Source organism: Desulfonauticus sp., assembly GCF_055126295.1.
This window is the reverse complement of sequence record NZ_JBSRHE010000003.1, coordinates 78,433-96,132: the sequence shown is the minus strand read 5'-3', so window position 1 is coordinate 96,132 and position 17,700 is coordinate 78,433. Positions and strand designations below refer to the sequence as shown.

Annotated in this window: 15 protein-coding genes and 1 tRNA gene; 13 read left to right on the top strand and 3 right to left on the bottom strand. The window is 34.9% G+C overall.

The annotated features are described in order from the left end of the window. Window position 1 precedes the first annotated feature (1 nt). The 3 genes from lpxK to ACTCIM_RS02675 form a co-directional block, all read right to left on the bottom strand. Window positions 2-1,015, bottom strand: a complete 1,014-nt coding sequence (gene lpxK / locus ACTCIM_RS02685) for a tetraacyldisaccharide 4'-kinase (RefSeq protein ID WP_464278800.1) — start codon at window positions 1,013-1,015, stop codon at window positions 2-4. Between the two features lie 32 nt (window positions 1,016-1,047). Further along, the gene (locus ACTCIM_RS02680; RefSeq protein WP_472313739.1) at window positions 1,048-1,755 is read right to left on the bottom strand and encodes a Bax inhibitor-1/YccA family protein; all 708 of its coding nucleotides are present in this window, start codon (window positions 1,753-1,755) and stop codon (window positions 1,048-1,050) included. 77 nt (window positions 1,756-1,832) lie between these two features. Further along, complete coding sequence (locus ACTCIM_RS02675; RefSeq protein ID WP_472313736.1) at window positions 1,833-3,017, bottom strand: ABC transporter substrate-binding protein; 1,185 nt, start codon at window positions 3,015-3,017, stop codon at window positions 1,833-1,835. Between the two features lie 127 nt (window positions 3,018-3,144). Here ACTCIM_RS02675 and ACTCIM_RS02670 point away from each other — a divergent pair, with 127 nt between their 5' ends. The 13 genes from ACTCIM_RS02670 to ACTCIM_RS02610 all read left to right on the top strand — a co-directional run bounded on the left by ACTCIM_RS02670 (window position 3,145) and on the right by ACTCIM_RS02610 (window position 17,696). Beyond that, window positions 3,145-4,851, top strand: coding sequence for a bifunctional metallophosphatase/5'-nucleotidase (locus ACTCIM_RS02670; RefSeq protein ID WP_472313733.1), 1,707 nt, complete (start codon window positions 3,145-3,147; stop codon window positions 4,849-4,851). A gap of 169 nt (window positions 4,852-5,020) precedes the next feature. Then, a tRNA-Arg gene (locus ACTCIM_RS02665) sits at window positions 5,021-5,097 on the top strand. 117 nt (window positions 5,098-5,214) lie between these two features. Next, a complete protein-coding gene (locus ACTCIM_RS02660; RefSeq protein ID WP_029966403.1) occupies window positions 5,215-5,943 on the top strand; it encodes an ATP-binding cassette domain-containing protein in 729 nt (242 codons plus the stop codon). A 47-nt stretch (window positions 5,944-5,990) separates the two neighbouring features. Next, window positions 5,991-6,818: an ABC transporter substrate-binding protein gene (locus ACTCIM_RS02655; RefSeq protein ID WP_472313730.1), complete on the top strand. Its 828-nt coding sequence runs from the start codon at window positions 5,991-5,993 to the stop codon at window positions 6,816-6,818. A 77-nt stretch (window positions 6,819-6,895) separates the two neighbouring features. Next, complete coding sequence (locus ACTCIM_RS02650; RefSeq protein WP_472313727.1) at window positions 6,896-8,674, top strand: amino acid ABC transporter permease; 1,779 nt, start codon at window positions 6,896-6,898, stop codon at window positions 8,672-8,674. Then, window positions 8,674-9,444, top strand: coding sequence for a nickel pincer cofactor biosynthesis protein LarB (gene larB, locus ACTCIM_RS02645; protein WP_472313724.1), 771 nt, complete (start codon window positions 8,674-8,676; stop codon window positions 9,442-9,444). The genes ACTCIM_RS02650 and larB overlap by 1 nt, the downstream gene beginning before the upstream one ends. Beyond that, a complete protein-coding gene (locus ACTCIM_RS02640; RefSeq protein WP_472313722.1) occupies window positions 9,431-10,534 on the top strand; it encodes a glycosyltransferase in 1,104 nt (367 codons plus the stop codon). Before larB ends, ACTCIM_RS02640 begins: the two co-directional genes overlap by 14 nt. Further along, window positions 10,525-11,565: a glycosyltransferase gene (locus ACTCIM_RS02635; RefSeq protein WP_472313720.1), complete on the top strand. Its 1,041-nt coding sequence runs from the start codon at window positions 10,525-10,527 to the stop codon at window positions 11,563-11,565. The genes ACTCIM_RS02640 and ACTCIM_RS02635 overlap by 10 nt, the downstream gene beginning before the upstream one ends. Before the next feature lie 11 nt (window positions 11,566-11,576). Then, the gene (locus ACTCIM_RS02630) at window positions 11,577-12,743 is read left to right on the top strand and encodes an O-antigen ligase family protein (protein ID WP_472313717.1); all 1,167 of its coding nucleotides are present in this window, start codon (window positions 11,577-11,579) and stop codon (window positions 12,741-12,743) included. Continuing rightward, window positions 12,733-13,884 carry a glycosyltransferase gene (locus ACTCIM_RS02625; RefSeq protein ID WP_472313715.1) on the top strand — a complete coding sequence of 384 codons (1,152 nt, stop codon included), beginning with the start codon at window positions 12,733-12,735 and terminating at the stop codon, window positions 13,882-13,884. The genes ACTCIM_RS02630 and ACTCIM_RS02625 overlap by 11 nt, the downstream gene beginning before the upstream one ends. Then, window positions 13,860-14,936: a glycosyltransferase family 4 protein gene (locus ACTCIM_RS02620; RefSeq protein WP_472313714.1), complete on the top strand. Its 1,077-nt coding sequence runs from the start codon at window positions 13,860-13,862 to the stop codon at window positions 14,934-14,936. The genes ACTCIM_RS02625 and ACTCIM_RS02620 overlap by 25 nt, the downstream gene beginning before the upstream one ends. Beyond that, entirely contained in the window at window positions 14,929-15,942 is a 1,014-nt protein-coding gene (locus ACTCIM_RS02615) for a polysaccharide deacetylase family protein (RefSeq protein WP_472313712.1), read from the top strand. The genes ACTCIM_RS02620 and ACTCIM_RS02615 overlap by 8 nt, the downstream gene beginning before the upstream one ends. Continuing rightward, complete coding sequence (locus ACTCIM_RS02610; RefSeq protein WP_472313710.1) at window positions 15,939-17,696, top strand: ABC transporter ATP-binding protein; 1,758 nt, start codon at window positions 15,939-15,941, stop codon at window positions 17,694-17,696. The genes ACTCIM_RS02615 and ACTCIM_RS02610 overlap by 4 nt, the downstream gene beginning before the upstream one ends. Window positions 17,697-17,700 lie beyond the last annotated feature (4 nt).

Sequence of the window (17,700 nt, the reverse complement as noted above, 5' to 3'; positions counted from 1 at the left end):
CTTATTTAATTTGTAAAATATTTTTTACTTTTTGCAGCAGTAAATCTTCCTCTTCTTTTGAAGAGAAGACAATGTGGCTTTTAATAACCCAAATGTCTTGCGTATTTAAAATGCCTACCAGTTTATCCTTTTCTTTTTCTGTACACACCAGATTTAACTTTTTTTCTCTTATAATCCTTAAAATCTTTTTTCTATCGTGAGGTTTAAAGAAGTAGTGGTCAGGGTAAGAGAGATGTAGGTCTGGGGGATTTAAGCCAAAGTTGAGAAGACTTTTAACTATTTTTTGAGGATTGGCAAGGGTGGTTATAAGCAAATAATTTTTTAGTTTTTTAGTTTGTTCTTTATTTTGAACATGTTCCAGATATGTTATCTTATAGTCAAAAAAAAGAAGAGGTTTAGAAAATTTTTTTAGTTTCTTAGTGGCCAGTTTTTGTAGAAGGGACAGATTGTTACCCTGCAGGTTTACCAGAAAAATATCTGCTCGGGTTAATCCCTTTTCCCCTTCCCGCCAATAGCCGCTGGGAAGAGGGCGATTCCAGTTGTAAAAGTCCCTAGGTGCCAGAAGAACCAGGTCCAAATCCTTAAAGATTTTGGTTTGCTGAAAACCGTCGTCCAATAAAAAAGAGGTGGGAGTGTAGTTTTGCAGGGCAAATTGCGCTGCTCGTACCCGGTTGGGGTCAATTATGACCTGTAATCCCTGTTTAGCTAGTAAGAGGGGTTCATCTCCAGCTGTATTAGGACTATCTGTGGGGCTGACGGCAAAAGGATAGGTGGGAGGGTTGGCTTTATAACCTCGAGTTAAAACAAAGGGTATTTGTCCCCAGGAGTGTATCTTTTGAGCTAGATAAAGAGTAAAAGGGGTTTTGCCGGTTCCACCTACAGATATGTTGCCTATGGAAATGGTGGGCAAGCCCAGAGATACTTTTTGGCGGCTGTAAAATTTATTGCGCAGATTAACCAAACCAGCATAGGTAAGACCCAGGGGGTAAAGAAGGGAAGAAATAATTGGATTCATTGTTGGGAAAAAGGGGGAAGGTCCCCCCTTTTTTATTCTCTGGATTGACCAAAAAATCTAAGTAACATCAAGAAGAGGTTAATAAAATCCAGGTATAGGGTAAGGGCACCCAGGATGGTCCCCCTTCTAATTGCTAGGGCATCATCATAGGGGGCGCTTTCTCCCATTAGCTTTAGTTTTTGGGAGTCATAAGCAGTAAGTCCCACAAAAACAATTACGCCAATCCCACTGATAACAAACTGAAAGGCGGAACTCTTCAAAAAGATATTTACTATGGAAGCAATGATAATACCAATGAGCCCCATGAAGAGAAAACTACCCAGGGAAGTAAGGTCTTTTTTGGTGGTAAGTCCATAGATGGACATGGCCGCAAACATTCCAGCACAGATTAAGAAGGTAGAAGCAATAGAAGAGGTAGTGTAGACGAGAAATATGGCCGAAAGAGTAAGGCCATTTAGTCCAGAATAGAGCAAAAAGAGAAATGTGGCTGTGGAGCCAGAGAGTTTGCTTATCCCTGCGCTAAGCCCTACAACTAAAAGTAGTTCACCAATTAAGAGCCCCCACATTACCAGGGGATTGCCGAAAATAATTTGCAGTAAGGTAGGACTAGTAGCCGTGAAATAAGCTATGATACCTGTAAGGCCTAAGCCTAGAGCCATCCACTGATAAACTCCCCGCATAAAGGCGTTGAGCACTTCTACGCGGGCTTTCGTGGGTGAATAAGGTTGCCAATTGGACATGTTTTCCTCCTGAATACATTCTAATATTTATGGTTTAAGCGCATCTTGGCCAAATGGCAACCTTTTTTAAATTAAATTTATTCTTCCGGGCAAACAGATTCAGAGAAGACAAACTCTCCTTTTTCATTGATTTTTACTACTACCGCACATTTTATGGGGTCACCTTGATAGTTAAAGCTCATTTTTCCAGTAACACCGTTAAATTGTTGGATTTTAGATAAGGCAAAACGAAGGATAGCTCTTTTTTTGGTTATGGAGTCAGCCTGGTTAAATAAATCTCCGCTGTTTTTTAGGGCTTGGAAGATGAGGTTAATAGAATCATAAGTAAGGGCTGCTGGGTCGTCAGGCAAATAATTATATTTTCTCTGGAATTGTTGAACAAAGTTTTGGGTTAATCCTTTTGCTCCTAAAGCAGTATAGTGGGTAGAGAAAAAATGTCCTACACAATCTCGTCCACAGAGTTTAAATAGATCCGCAGAGTTCCAAGAATCTGTACCCATGATAGGTCCTTCCCAGCCCAGTGTGTGCAGGGTCTTCATGATATTGGCGGTTTGATAGTAATGGCAGGGAAGAAAAATCAAATCTGGTTTATCTTTAAGAATTTTTTTAACTAAAGGAGTAAAATCGTTATTGCCAGTGAGAAAACCTTCAAAACCCACTACTGTTCCTGTACCATATTTATGCTCCCATTTTAATTTAAAAAGCTCAGCCAGATCCTTAGAATAATCGTCATCTTTTACAAAAATTACAGCTACTTTTTGGGGTTTAAAAAGTTTTTCACTAAATTTTATGGCCACATCGCTTTGAAAGGGGTCTAAAAAAGCAGCTCTAAATACCCAGGGTCTATTGAGGGTGGTTTTGGGGTTAGTGGACCAGGGAGATATCATGGGGGTTTGTAGTTTGTTGGCAATTGCCCCTGCAGGTACGGCCTGCCTACTGGCCATGGGGCCAACTATGGCCAGAGCCTTGTCTGTTTCTACTAGTTTTTGGGTTACTGATTGGGCTTTTTTAGGATCAAAGTCATTGTCTTCGTAGATAAACTTTAGAATATAGCTCTTGCTTCCAATGGTAAGCCCACCCTGTAGGTTGATTCTTTCTTTAATCATTTCAGCAGCGTCTCTGGCTGAGATGCCTGTTTGTTTATTTTCTCCACTCATGGGAAGGTTGAAACCAATTGTTAACACATCCTGAGCTAATACTGGGCTATTTAAAGTAAGGATTAAGAGAAAAGAGATTACCATTTTCATAAGAATAGCTTGCATATATTTTACCCCTCCAGTACAGATTTCTTTAAAAAGAGTGGGCTTAGTGAATTATTTTTTTCTTGTCTATAAAATTTTTTCGATAACACTTGGCTAAATTAAGGCCAGATAGGCAAGGAGAGGATTTATGAGAAAAAAAAGATGGCTGTTGGTAGTTTGTATTTTTTTGCTGAGTGCTATTGTTGTTTCTTGTGTAAAAAAGCAAGAGATTATAAACAGTAAAGATCTTTCAGAAAGTTTTGTTCTTAGAATTATACATGTAAACGACACTCATTCTCACTTAAACCCTTTGGCTTTAACCATAAATAAGCAGAAAAAAGGTAATAGCAAAATTTTGGTGGGTGGATATGCCTATATTGCTGATTATGTCCAAAAAGAAAAAAAACAAGATAAAAATATTCTTTTTTTACATGCAGGAGATGCAGTTCAGGGTACTCTTTATTATACCTTTTTTCAAGGAATAGCAGATATTACCAGTCTAAATCTTTTAAGTTTAGATGCTATGGTTCTTGGAAATCATGAGTTTGATAAGGGGCCTGAAGTCCTTTGGCAGAAATTTGTTTCCAGGGCCAATTTTCCTATTCTCTGTGCTAATATTTATTTTAAAAAACCAAATAAGTTACAAAGTAAGATTAAAAAGTATATTATTATGCAAATAGGAAGGGAAAAGGTGGCTATCTTAGGATTAACTACTCCAGACACTCAAAACATATCTAGTCCTGGTAATAACATAGGCTTTAAAGATGTAAAAAAAGTTGCTTCTGATTTTGTTCAGCTTTTTAAAAAGATGGGTATAAATAAAGTAATAGTCTTAAGTCATCTTGGATATAAACAGGATATAAAACTAGCCCGGGAAGTAGAGGATATTGACATTATTGTAGGAGGACATTCTCATACACCTTTAGGAAAATTAGAGGAGTTAGGACTTCCTTCTGAAGGACCTTATCCTACTCTTGTATATAACCATAATAAACCTGTCCTAGTGGTTACTGCCTGGAAGTGGGGGTATGTACTAGGTGATCTTAAGGTGGCTTTTGATAGACAAGGTGTAATTTTAGAAAATAGCTGGCAAAAGGACTCTAGAATTATATTTTTGCTTGGTTCGAAAACAGGAATACAGGGCTTAACAGCAAGGCAAAAGGCTTTCTTTGTATCTTCTCAAAAGAATAAGAAAGTAGAACAAAACATACTGGATTACTCCAAAGAAGTAGAAAAACTCAAAAAGAAAGTAGTAGGAAAAGCCCTTAAAAGTTTGAGTAATATTCGTATACCTCAAACAGATAAAAGAAATGACTTAGCTCCCTTGGTAGCTAAGTCTATGTATTTAAAAACTAAATATCTGGAGGTAGATCTTGCTTTGCAAAATGCTGGTGGAGTAAGGACTTCCCTAGCTAAAGGGCCCATTACCGTGGCTGATATTTACGAAGTCTTGCCCTTTGGTAACAGCCTGGTTTTGTTTGAACTGTCTGGAAAGGAGTTGAAGACTATTTTAGAAAAAGCAGTGGATAGAGCTTTGCAGGGTAGGACTGGTCCTTTTCCCTACCTGTATGGAGCTAAGTTTAAGTTGAGAAAGGCTAATCCCTTGGGAAGGCGAATAGTGGATTTGGTCATATATCGCAATAATAGATGGGAACCTCTAAAGTTAGAAGAAAAGTATCTATTGGTAACCAATAGCTTTGTTGCCAGGGGGGGTGATTTTTATTTAGATTTTAAGAAGATAAAAGCTAAGGAAGATCTTGGTTTTATTGATGCAGAGGTCTTTTTGGAATTTGTGCAAGAAAGAAAATTACTTAGAGGAGTAGAGGAAGAATTTTATCCTCTGGAGGAACTCTAGAGAAAATCTTTTTATTGCTCTTGGATAAAAAAAAGGTTAGATAAAAAATTTTAAAAGAATATGGGAGGGTGCTATGGGTCCTGGATTTATTTTGTTGGTAGCTTTGATTGCTCTTGCCTTAATTATCACTGGTTTAAAGCTTGATTCTGGCAAATAGCTTTTTTATTTCCCGCCCTTAGCTCAGCTGGATAGAGCGTCGGACTTCGAATCCGCAGGTCGGGGGTTCGAATCCCTCAGGGCGGGCCATTTTACCTTTAAAACAGTCTTTATAAATTATTTAAAGAGTTGTTTCCCTTCTTGCTAAGGGGAAAGCTCTTTGCTAAGGTTTTTTGCGTCAATTCGTTTAAGGAGAGGGTGTTAGCGTTGATAAAGATAGAGCATGTAAACAAGTGGTTTGGTGAACATCATGTGCTTAAGGATATCAATTTAGAAATAAAAAAGGGTGAGGTTGTTGTTATTTGCGGGCCTAGTGGGTCGGGCAAGAGTACCCTTATCCGCTGTATTAACAGGCTAGAGCCCATTCAAAAGGGTAAAATTTTAGTAGATGGAGTGGATGTAAATTCTCCCAAGACCAACCTTACAGCCTTGCGTGCAGAAATAGGTTTTGTTTTTCAGCAATTTAATCTTTATCCCCACATGACCGTTTTGGAAAATATTACTTTAGCCCCCATTTTAGTGCGTAAAATGGATGTGCGGGAAGCTGAAGATTTAGCTATGGAACTTTTGGCCAAAGTAAATATTCCTGACAAGGCCAATGCCTATCCCCCTCAGCTTTCTGGAGGACAGCAGCAAAGAGTAGCTATTGCCAGGGGCCTGGCCATGCGGCCTAAGATTATGCTTTTTGATGAGCCCACTTCAGCCCTGGACCCGGAAATGATTAATGAAGTTTTGGACGTTATGAAGGGGTTGGCCAGAGAGGGAATGACCATGGTGGTGGTTACTCATGAGATGGGGTTTGCCAAGGAAGTGGCAGATAGAGTCATTTTTATGGATGATGGCAGGCTGATAGAAGAAAATACTCCTGATGCCTTTTTTAATAATCCCAAGAGTGAACGGACCAAGTTGTTTTTGAGTAAAATCTTGAGTCATTAAGAGGTTTTTAGGGTATAACTTTAAAAATACAAAAGGGAGGGGTTTTTATGTTTAAACTAAGAACTGTGTTTTTGGGAATGATTGCGGTTTTGGTGCTGGCCAGTTTGGCCTATGCTGGCCCTACTTATGAAAGGGTAATGAAGACCAAAGTGATTCGGGCTGGAATCATGACCGATTCCATTCCAGGGGCCTTTTATAATGAAAAGGGCGAGTGGGTTGGCTTTGATGTGGATATTGCTGAAGAAATTGCCAGAAGACTTGGCTGCAAGCTGGAAAGAGTGGCTGTAAACAACAAGACCAGAATTGCTTTTGTCCAGCAAGGCAGAATTGACATGTCTGTAGCCAATATGACCCATAAAAGAGAAAGGGATAAGTCCATAGACTTTTCCATTACTTACTTTTTTGATGGGCAGAAGATTTTGGCCAAAAAAGGTCTTTATAAAAAATGGGAAGACTTTATTGGCAAAAAGATTGCTACTCAGCAGGGAACTACTTCTGAAATTAATGTAAAGAATTTGTTAAAGAAACTTGGTGACCCCAATTATGAAAAGAATGTTATCTCTTTTCAAAAAGAGTCAGAGTGTTTCCAAGCCTTAAAAATGGATAGAGTTGCTGGCTGGACTACTGACTCCACTATTTTGCTTGGTTATGCAGCTAAAGAACCTGGTAAGTATGAACTGGTAGGCGATTTTTTTAGCGATGAGCCTTATGGCATTGGCTTACCTGAAAATGATTCTGATTGGAGAGATGCTGTTAATTTTGCTATTCAAGATATGTGGAAAGATGGTACTTATATGAAGATTTACAACAAGTGGTATGGCCCAGATACTCCTTATTACTTTCCTCTTACTCGTACTATTGAAATGTGGCCCTAAAAAAATAAGTAGTTATAAAGGCCCGGGGTGTGCCCTGGGCCTTTTTTTATCAAAAAACTCTTTAATGGATGTAGAGAATGTGGCGCTATATTTTAGAAAGAAACTGGTTGCAAAATGTACTCTTACTTAGCGTTTTAGTGAGCCTGGTTTATTACTGGGGATTTGTTTTTGATTTTGGCTATAAGTTTGATTGGTCTGTGCTTTATACAGTTAATGAAACTTATGGCGAAAATTTAGGGTATTACTTAATCAGAGGTTTAAAGCTAACAGTTGAAATTTCTCTTATTAGTTCTGGTTTAGCTTTACTTCTGGGTATTATTTTTGGCTTGGGTAGGTTATCCTCTTTTAAACCTTACTATTATTTTTCCACTGTCTATGTAGAGTTTTTTCGCAATACTCCTTTGTTAGTTCAGCTTTTTTTCTGGTATTTTGCTTTGCCTCAAGCCTTGCCTGAAGCCTGGAGAGAATTTTTATTTTCCCAAAATTATGAATTTATTAGTGCAACCCTGGGGCTTTCCATCTATACAGGTTCTTTTATGGCTGAGGTTATTCGGGCTGGTATCCAATCTATTCCCAAGGGATTGTTAGAAGCGGCTTATTCTTCGGGCCTTTCTTATTTTCAGGTATTACGCAAAATTATTTTACCCCTTGCTTTTCGCTCTATTATTCCACCCCTGGGTAGTGAATTTTTAAATAACATGAAAAATTCATCTCTGGCCATGGTGGTGGGGGTCCCTGAACTTTGCTGGCAATCTCAACAAATAGAATCACTTACCTTTAGAGGCTTTGAAGCTACTACAGCTGCTACTTTTATTTATTTATCTTTATCCCTTTCTATTGCAGGAATTTTAAACTTGGTAAATGCCAAACTGCAATTGGTCCCAAAGGAAGATAAAAACTGGACACATATCTTGGCAGATATAGTCTTTTCTCCTTTTAGTTTTATTTTAGAGCTATTTTCCTGGGTGGGAAAATTATTCCAGAGAAAAGAAAATAAACTGGAACTAACTGGACTAAGCCTGTTTACACATAGATTGTTAGTAGTTTTAAATAAAATTGTAGTTTTAATTTTAAAGGTGTCTTTTGTCTCTGCTTTGATTTTTCTCACATATAAAGCTTTTTCAGGAATAATTAACTTAAACTGGAAAGTGGTGGTGGATAATTTTCGTTATCTTTTGATTTGGCGCTTTCCTTCCAAAGAGCCTGGAGATTTCTTTTGGGGTTTGGGGGGACTGGCCTTTTCAGTTATTATGTCTGTTATTGCTATTAGTGTAAGTTTTTTTATCGGCCTTGTAGTTGGTTTGGGCAGGACCAGTAAATATAGATTGTTTAGAATACCTTCTCTTTTGTATATTGAATTGATTAGAGGCAATCCTTTAATTATGGTTATTTTTTGGGTTTACTTTTTTGTACCCATCTTTACTAAAACTTATATTAATGTTTTCTGGAGTGCTACTATTGCTCTTACTATTTTTACCGGCGCTTACCTGGCTGAGATAGTAAGAGGAGGCATTCAAAATATTCCCAAAGGACAATTTGAAGCTGCCTATAGTACTGGACTTACTTATTTTCAAACCATGCGTAAAATTATTTTGCCCCAGGCCTTAAAACAGATGATTCCTGCTATAGTAGGGCAATTCATTGCTATTTTTAAGGATACTTCTCTGGCTTATGTTATTGGTGTTTTAGAACTTACTTTTGTAGCTCAAAGCTTGAACAACAGGCTTATGATTTATCCTTTTGAGATTTATACAACAGTAGCCATGCTTTATTTTATCTGCTGTTATTCCATGAGTATTTTTGCCAATAAACTGGAGAAGAAACTGGAAACAGATACTTTTAGGCTTACTATGTAATGAGTGATATTTTAGATAAGTTAAATGTCTTTTTAGAAAAAGAAAACATATCCAAAGAAGATTTTTTTAGAGAGCTTAGCAAACTTAGCTTAAAGAGACTTAATGCTGATCTTTGTTTGGATGAATCCAGAAAGTTTAGAACTGGCATTGAAGAGGTAGTTTTTGCCAAAGGCAAGTCTGTAGAGCAGCTAAAAATTATTATAGAAAACTTTTATAAAGAGAACAGGGCTTTTTTAATTACCAAATTGGATAATTATAAATATGAAAATTTAAATTTATCTTCTCAGTTACATTTTTATTCCCCAGAAGCAGAGCTTTTAGTTGCTAATAAAAAATTGGACCCCACACTTTCTCCAGAAGGAGATATACTGGTTGTTTGTGCTGGCTCTTCTGATGTAAAGGTGGGATTGGAGGCCTATTATACCGGATTGTTTTTTGATTATAGGGTTGGTTTTATTGCTGATGTGGGGATAGCTGGCCTGCATAGATTGGAAGCGTATTTCTCTTTTTTAGAACAATCCAGGGTAATTATAGCCGTTGCTGGCATGGAGGGCGCCCTTCCTTCCGTTTTAGCTGGACTTTTATCTCAACCTATCATAGGAGTGCCTACTTCTGTGGGCTATGGTACCCATTTTCAGGGAGTTACGGCCTTACTGGCCATGTTAAACTCCTGTGCACCTGGCCTGGGCGTGGTGAATATTGATAATGGCTTTGGGGCCATGGTGCTGGCAGGCAAGATTTTAAATTTATTGCAAAATGTTAAAGAATAAACCTGTAGTTTTTAGAGTTACCAATAACTTGAACATAGGAGGGGTACAAAGAAGACTTCGTTCCTTGCTGCCTTTGCTTACTAAAGATTTTGAGGTTCATGTAGTAACTTATAAGGATAAAGGAATATTTTTTTCTGAGTTAGAAGAATTGGGCGTTAAAACCCATTTCCTTCCTTTAAAAGGAAAATGGGACCCTGTAGGTATATATAAGTTAAGCTCTTTATTTAAAAAATATGGGACAGATATTGTGCATACTCATTCTCTGGGAGGAAATATTTCTGGGATTTTAGCTGCAAGTTTAGCTGGAGTAAAGGTAAAGATAGCTAATGTGCACTTGGCTAAATTGCACTGGTATGCTTCTTCATGGATACATAAAAAAAAACAGGCTCTAGAAGAAAACATTATACATCTTTTATTTACAGATAAAATTCTTTTTGTATCTAAAGAAGCACTTGATTTTTATCTAAAAAATAGCTTTGGTCTAAAAAATAAAATATTAATACTTCATAATGGACTTGAAGTGGATTTGAATAATGTTAATAGAGGATTAAGGGAGAAAATAGTAACCAATAATCAACAGAAAATTATTGGCTTTGTAGGTAGGATTGCTAAGGGCAAGGGACTGGATTTTTTTATAGATTCAGCTTTAAAGATATTGGAGCAAGATAAAAATTTTCTGTTTTTGATAGTTGGAGGGGGTAATATTGAATATTGGCAGTCAAAAATCCCTTCTTTTGCTAAAGAGCACTTTGTTTTTACTGGTGAAGTAAAGGATGTAAACAAATACTATTCTGTTTTTGATTTGTTATTTTTTACTTCTGAGCCAGGTATAGAAGGAATGCCAGGAGTGGTGCTGGAAGCTGGGTTTTGGGGGCTTCCTATTTTGGCCAGATATAGCAAGTGTATTGAAGAAATTAAAGAATATTATCCTAGAATTAGGTTTATAGATTCAAATTGTTCTATTTTAGAAAATATACAAAAAGCTCTGAGTTTACCAGCAGCTAATACAGAGAAACTAGAGCAGGAGTTTTCTTTAGAGGCAATGTATAAAAGAACTAAAGAGCTTTATTTAAGTTTGTTATGCGCATAGCTTTTGTCAATTCCACTCATAAATGGGGAGGAGTAAAAACCTGGACTTTAGAACTTGCTCAGGGCTTAAAGAAATATACAGATATTGAAAGTGTCATTTTGGCCAGAAAAGGTCCTTTTTTGGATAGGGCTAAAGAAATGGGATTGGAAGCTTATGCAGTTAATTTTGGTCCAGACTATAATCCCTTAGCAATAAGCTGGTTTATTAATTTTTTTAAAAAAAGAAATATTTCCAGAGTAATAGTAAATGTGGGCAAGGATATGCGCACTGCAGGGATTGCTGCCAGGATTTTGAATATACCTGTTATTCATAGAGTTGGTCTTCCTGGCGATATGAAAAATAAATTAGATGTTAGACTGATGCATAAGTGGATTAAACCCAGGATATTGGTTCCTTGTGAATATATAAAAAGAGGATTGCTACAAAATTTACCCTTTTTAAAGCCAGAAGAAATAACAGTTATCATGACTGGCAAGGAAGTCAGGCCTTCTCCGCCTGATAAAGTAAACACTCCTTTGCAGTTTGTTTCAACCAGTCAGTTAAATCCCGATAAAGGGCATAAAGATGTTTTACAGGCCTTTGCAGAACTAAAAAGAGAAGGGTATAATTTCCATTATCATGTGGTGGGAACAGGCAGGTGCGAGCAAGAGCTAAAAGAATTGGCCAGGAAGCTGGATTTAGAAGATAGAGTTAGCTGGTATGGATTTCAAAAGGATGTAAGAAAAATTTTGCGTAAGGCAGATGTTTTTATTTTAGCTTCCTATAGTGAAGGTTTGCCCAATAGTTTGCTTGAAGCCATGGCTGAGGGACTTGTTTGTGTGGCTAGAGATGTGGGTGGAGTACGAGAGGTTTTGAAGGGTGATTTTTTTCTTTATAAAAAAAATAGTCATATTAATATGATATTAAAAAATTTTTTAAAGTTTGATAAGGATGTTATTTTAGGAATGAAAAAGAAATATTGGGATTTGTTTTTTCAGAAATTAGCTTTAGATAAAAAGATTTTGGAGTTTGAAAGTTTTCTTAAGGATTGAAGGAGCAAACTTTGAATTTTAAAAATATTTTATATTCATATTATGATATTTTTTTCTGCAGTCTTTTTTTATTATTTTTGTTTTTTTTGCCTGTAAAAGTAGATATATATAACTTTGTGTGTATAGCTTATCTTACTTTTCTTGTGTTTAAAAATGAATTTTCTTTTAAATATATATATAGAGATGAGTTTGTTGTTTTTATTTTTTTATTTTGGGCTGTGGCGATTATAAGCTCAGCTTATAATTCTTTTTCTGTTAATAAAAGTTTTGATGTGTTAACGGCGATTTTCCCTTATTTGCTTGGAAGATATCTGGAATCTAAAAATATAGAAAAATATTTATATTGTTATGTTGTTATTGTTTTGTTGACCGTTATTGTATGTTATTTTTATCGTTACGATAGTTTAAGAATGGTTAACGTTGCTTTTTTGTTTTTTAAAAATATTTCCAGAAGCTCTTTGTTTTTGTCTATAGGGGTTCTTGTATCTTTGTTTTTTTGTTTTCGTGTGAAAAAAAAGTTTTTTAAAATTTTTTATATAGTAACAATATTGTTTTTATTTTATTTAGTTTTTATATTGCAAGAGTTAACTCCTCTAGTGTCTTTGCTAGGGTGTAGTGGTTTGTTTTTGATCAAAAAGAAATTTAAAATATATGTCGTTATAAGTATAGTTGTTTTATTTTTGTTATCAATATATTTTACCCATAATAAGCTAAAGCGCCTTTCTGATAATCCCCTTAGTCATATAACAGTTAATCATAGATACAACCTCTGGTTGGCTGCTTTTAATATGTTTAAGGAAAATCCCATTATAGGTCATGGGTATAAGTCTTTTAAAGAAAAATATAGAAATTATTTAGATAAAAGGAATAGACACTATGACAGCTCTGTGGAGAGTGCTGGATATCAAGATGCCCATAATATTAGTTTACAGTTGCTTGCAGAAACAGGTATTTTGGGTTTTTTAACTATAACGTTTATGTTTATATATGCTTTTTATCTTGGTATGTGGAAATATTCTTATGATGATTTTTCCTTTTTGATAGCGCTTATAATTTTATTAATATATTTAAACATGCAACTACACGTCCACTTGGATGTAAATAGCGTTAGGGGGGGAATGTTTTTGTTTCTTGGTTTATTTAAGGCGAGAATTGAGTATTTAAAAGATGGTTATTAGATATTTTGCTAAGACTCATATTCCTTCTCATAGTGCCAATTCTATTCAGATAGTTAATATGGTTAACTCTTTATCTAAGTTTGTAAAAGAAATTTATCTTTATATTCCTTTTAAGTTTAAAAGGTATTTTTTAAACTTAATAAAATTAAATTTTCATAGGTATGGTATTTGTTATCCTGGTAATTTAAATGTTATTTTTTTGAAAAAAGACAAACTAGATTATTTTGAGAGTTCAGCTTTTGCTTATATAGAAAAAAAAATTAAAAACTTTGAAGATCTTTTTTTTACTAGAAGTATACCAATTGCATATTTTCTTGCTCAAAAAAAGAAAAAATTTATTTATGAATCTCATGTGTTTTCTAAGGATAAAAAATTTAAATATTTTAGAAAGTTTGTAGAAAATATTAATAGTTATAATTATGGAAAAGTTATAGCTATTTCTGAGCATATTTTTTCTCAATATCAAAAAGAGGGTTTAAAGAAGGATAACATAGAAGTATTTCCAGATGGAATAAGTAATACTTTTTTTAAACTGGATTCTTTAAAAAAGGACTATATAGGTAGATTGTTTAAAGATAGAAGTATATATAAAAAAAAGATAGTGTTATATGTTGGTTCATTAAGAAAAGAAAAAGGTCCTTTTTTTTTATTAGAGATAGCTAAATATATGCCAGAATTAAATTTTGTGATAATAGGTGGAGATAAAAGAAAAGTTCAGTATATAAAAGAACTATCCCTATCTAAGGGAATAAAAAATTGTTATGTGCATGCGTACATTGATTATAAATATGTTCCTTACTGTCTTATGGAAGCTGATATCTTAATTATGCCTTATTTAAAGACAGGAGAGCTTATTGATTCAATGTCTCCTTTAAAAATGTTTGAATACTTAGCTACAGGTAAACCTATCTTAGCTTCTGACCTTTCAAGCATTAGAAGTATTCTGGTCCATAAGGTGAACAGTTTTTTGTTTGAGGCAGAAAATATTGTTGATTGTATCGAAAAGATTAGGGAAATATTATCTTTATCTACTGAGCAAATTAACCTTATTTCTAGAAATGCTATTAATACAGCTAAACAATATACCTGGGATAAAAGAGCAGAAGGTATTTTAAAATGGTATTATCAAGCCTGCGAATAGTTTTTTTCTCTTCTTCTAGTACAAGTAGTGGTGGCACGAGGCAAGCACTGTATACTATTCAAGAGTTGAGTAAACTAGGGCATAATACAGCTTTTATAATTCCTAAAGGTGCTACTATTATTAATAAATGTTCTAAAACTAATTGGATTGAATTGCCAAAAGATGTAAAAAAATGGAAAACTTTTTTTAAAGAATTCATCGATAGCTTTAATCCTTCTATTATACATGTTTACCATAATAAAGCTATAAAAAGAATGGCGTGGTGGAGTTTATTTTTTAAGCAAAAAAATATGATTATACTTGCTCATAGAGGTGTAGTTTTTGTCCCTAATAATCCTTTTCCCTATTGGTCTCCAGGGATTGACTGTTTTACTGTTAATTCTTTGGCTTGTGCTAAAACATTAAAAAAGATAGGTGTTCCTAAAAGAAAAATAAAGCTACTGTACAATTCTATTCCTAGAAATAGAGTTGCTTCTAACCTAGAGCCAGCCCTAGTAAGGGAAAAAATTAGAATATCTAAAACAGATGTGGTCATAGGAAGTATTAGTGGTGATGCTTCCTATAAGGGGGTAGATATTTTATTAAAGGCTGCTAGTTTATTAAAAGTGGATAACTGGAGGTTGATTTTAATTGGTCCGCAAAAAGAGAAATGGACGCATCTTATAAGTAGGCTAAAGATAGAAAAAAAAGTTTGTTTTTTAGGTCATATAAATAATATCGCAGACTATCTTCAGATAATGGATATTTTTTGTATTCCATCTTTAAGTGAAAGTATGCCCAATACACTCTTGGAAGCTATTTTTGCAGGTTTGCCTATAGTTTCCTCAAAAGTAGGAGGAATTCCTGAAGTTTTAGAGGGAAGAGGTTTTTTGTTTAAGCCAGGAGATTTCAAGCAACTGGCCTTGTATTTAGAGCAGTTAATAACTTCGGAGAGCTTGAGAGAGGAGATTAAAAGTAAAATAATCCCTTTACAAAAATTATTTTTGCCAGAAGTGAAGACTCAAAAACTTTTAAATATATATAAAGAGTTATTACAAAAAAATAATGGTTAGTTTCTTTAAAGCAATTCCCATTCTCTGTTATCATGATGTAGGTACCCCAGGTGGTCATCCTCTTGCTATCTTTGAAAGTCATCTAAGGTTTTTAAAAGAGAAAGGATATAAGACTATAAGCGTACGTAAGCTTTATAGAATAGTAAAAGGTAAAGAATATATAGATGATAAGTATATTGTTCTTACCTTTGATGATTGTCATTTAAGTAATTGGAAGTTTGCAGTTCCTCTGTTGCAAAAGTATGGTTTTAGAGCAGTTTTTTTTGCAGTAAGTGATTTCATTGTTGAAGGAAGAGTTCGGCATCCTAAAGAAATTACGGACTTAAAAAAGCTCTCCACTTCCTTTCGTTTGGCCTTAGAAAAAAAAGATTATTCTCAATTTATGACCCTTCAGGAATTAAGGGCCCTGATTGAAGATTTTGGTCATGAGGTTTATAGTCATTCTAAAAGACACCAGGGATGTTTTAAGAATTTGGAATTTAAAGGCGTGTTAAAGGATAAAAGTCATTGGTCAGTTTGGGGTATTTATGAAAAACCTCAAGACAATTATCCCTTTTTTGATATTGGGAGTGCTTATGCTTATGATGGATTTTGGCCGGTTAAAGAAGGTAGAGATAAAATAGAGTTTAGACGCAGGACAGAAAAAGAGCGGTATGAATTTTGTTGTAAGGATTTTCAGGAATCCTTGGCCAGGATAAAGGAAATAAATAAGCAGGATGAGCAGTTTTTTTGTTGGCCCTGGGGACATTTTGACCAGGTAAGTCTTAAGGCTTTAAAAACTGCTGGCTATAAGGGAGCCTTTACTTTAGAGAGGTTTAGAAATGGTTATGGAACCAACCCCTATTATTTTCATCGCTTAGGAGTGGGGCGAAAAAAAGATTTAAATTGGTTTAAAACAAGGTTGACTATACAAAGTAATCTTTTGGGCTCCATGATATTTTTTAAGTTTTTTCGCAAGAAAAAGGAAGATAAAAAAACTACAACTTATACTTGGGAACTAAAATGAAATTAACCTCAGAAATAAAAGATGTTCATAGTTTAAAACTTTTTAAAAGATGCCTTAGTTACTTTTGGCCCTATAAGTTTAGGATTTTTATTTCCCTGATTTCCATGGCGATTGTAGCTGCTTGTTCTGCTGCTGCAGCTTTTTTGGTAAAACCAGCCTTAGACGATATCTTTATCAACAAAGATAAACAGGCCCTTATTTTTATTCCCATTGCCTTGGTTGTTGTTTTTATTATAAAGGGGATTTTTAGATTTTTGCAAAACTATGAGATGAATTACTGTGGACTGAAAGTTTTAGAAACCTTACGCAATGAACTACACTCTAAAATAGTTAGATTGCCAATATATTTTTTTGATGAAAACCAAACAGGAATGCTCATGTCCAGGATTTTAAGTGATGTTACTTTAATTAGAGCCAGCCTTCCCAGTTTGGTTATGCTTATACGTCAGGTTCTTACCATGTTGGGACTTCTGTTTGTAGTTTTTTATAGAGACCCTTATCTGGCTACTTTTGCTGTTTTAGTTTTGCCTATAGCTGTATACCCTTTTATTTATTTTGGCAAAAAGTTGCGAAAGCTGGGTAGAAAAAATCAAAGTAAAATATCAGATGTATCTTCTTTTTTACAAGAGATATTTAGTGGAATAAAGGTTGTAAAGGCCTTTTCTACAGAAGAAAAGGAAGATAAAAACTTTCAAAAGGAAAATTCTAGGTTAGTTAATATTGCTATTAAAGAAATTAAATATAATGAGCTTTCTTCTCCAGTAATGGAGTTTATTGGGGCTGTAGGCGCAGGCCTTGTGGTCTGGTATGGAGGAAGCCAGGTAGTTGCTGGTGAATCTACTCCAGGCACCTTTTTTTCCTTTATGACTGCTCTGGTTATGCTTTACGACCCTTTAAAAAAGCTTACTAGTGCCAACCTGACTATTCAAAAGGCCTTAGCTGGTGCAGAAAGGGTTTTTCAAATTTTAGATTCTCCAGAACTGGCCATAGAAAGAGCAGGAGAAAAGGAATTAAAACCTCCTTTTAAGGAATTGGTATTTAAGGATGTAACCTTTACTTATCCAGGCTCAGAAAAACCAGCCTTACAGAATATTAATTTAACCATAAAAAATGGTGAAAAGGTAGCTATTGTAGGTCCCAGTGGAGCAGGAAAAAGTACTTTGGTAAATTTGATTCCCAGGTTTTACATTCAACAAAAAGGAACCATTTTTTTAAATGGTTTACCTTTAGAAGAATATTCTTTGACTAGCCTGAGATTATTTATGGGTATAGTTTCTCAGGATAATTTTTTGTTTAACACTACGATTAGGGAGAATATTCGTTACGGTTTAACTGAAGCCAGTGAAGAAGAAGTGATTGCTGCAGCCAAAGCTGCTTATGCTCATGACTTTATTATGAAACTACCTCAGCAATATGATACTGTGATTGGAGAAAGGGGAGTAAAACTTTCTGGAGGGCAGAAGCAGAGAATTACCATTGCCAGAGCGATTTTAAAGAACCCTCCTCTCTTAATTTTAGATGAAGCCACCAGTGCCTTAGATACAGAATCAGAGAGAATAGTCCAAAAAGCCCTGGATAATTTAATGGCCAAAAGGACCAGTATTGTTATTGCCCACAGGTTATCTACTGTCTTGAGTTCTGATAAAATTGTAGTTTTAAATCAGGGAGAAATTGTGGCGATAGGAAAGCATGAAGAGTTGTTAAATAATTGTGAACTTTATCGTAAAATATATGAAATGCAGTTTAGAGAATAATTTT

Bases quoted from the DNA above. Each gene is read 5' to 3' on its own strand.
- ACTCIM_RS02625 (WP_472313715.1), top strand. From the start codon at position 12,733: ATGGTTATTAGATATTTTGCTAAGACTCATATTCCTTCTCATAGTGCC.
- ACTCIM_RS02615 (WP_472313712.1), top strand. From the start codon at position 14,929: ATGGTTAGTTTCTTTAAAGCAATTCCCATTCTCTGTTATCATGATGTA.
- ACTCIM_RS02635 (WP_472313720.1), top strand. From the start codon at position 10,525: ATGCGCATAGCTTTTGTCAATTCCACTCATAAATGGGGAGGAGTAAAA.
- ACTCIM_RS02670 (WP_472313733.1), top strand. From the start codon at position 3,145: ATGAGAAAAAAAAGATGGCTGTTGGTAGTTTGTATTTTTTTGCTGAGT.
- ACTCIM_RS02655 (WP_472313730.1), top strand. From the start codon at position 5,991: ATGTTTAAACTAAGAACTGTGTTTTTGGGAATGATTGCGGTTTTGGTG.
- lpxK (WP_464278800.1), bottom strand. From the start codon at position 1,015: ATGAATCCAATTATTTCTTCCCTTCTTTACCCCCTGGGTCTTACCTAT.
- ACTCIM_RS02620 (WP_472313714.1), top strand. From the start codon at position 13,860: ATGGTATTATCAAGCCTGCGAATAGTTTTTTTCTCTTCTTCTAGTACA.
- ACTCIM_RS02640 (WP_472313722.1), top strand. From the start codon at position 9,431: ATGTTAAAGAATAAACCTGTAGTTTTTAGAGTTACCAATAACTTGAAC.
- ACTCIM_RS02675 (WP_472313736.1), bottom strand. From the start codon at position 3,017: ATGCAAGCTATTCTTATGAAAATGGTAATCTCTTTTCTCTTAATCCTT.
- ACTCIM_RS02650 (WP_472313727.1), top strand. From the start codon at position 6,896: ATGTGGCGCTATATTTTAGAAAGAAACTGGTTGCAAAATGTACTCTTA.
- ACTCIM_RS02610 (WP_472313710.1), top strand. From the start codon at position 15,939: ATGAAATTAACCTCAGAAATAAAAGATGTTCATAGTTTAAAACTTTTT.
- ACTCIM_RS02680 (WP_472313739.1), bottom strand. From the start codon at position 1,755: ATGTCCAATTGGCAACCTTATTCACCCACGAAAGCCCGCGTAGAAGTG.
- larB (WP_472313724.1), top strand. From the start codon at position 8,674: ATGAGTGATATTTTAGATAAGTTAAATGTCTTTTTAGAAAAAGAAAAC.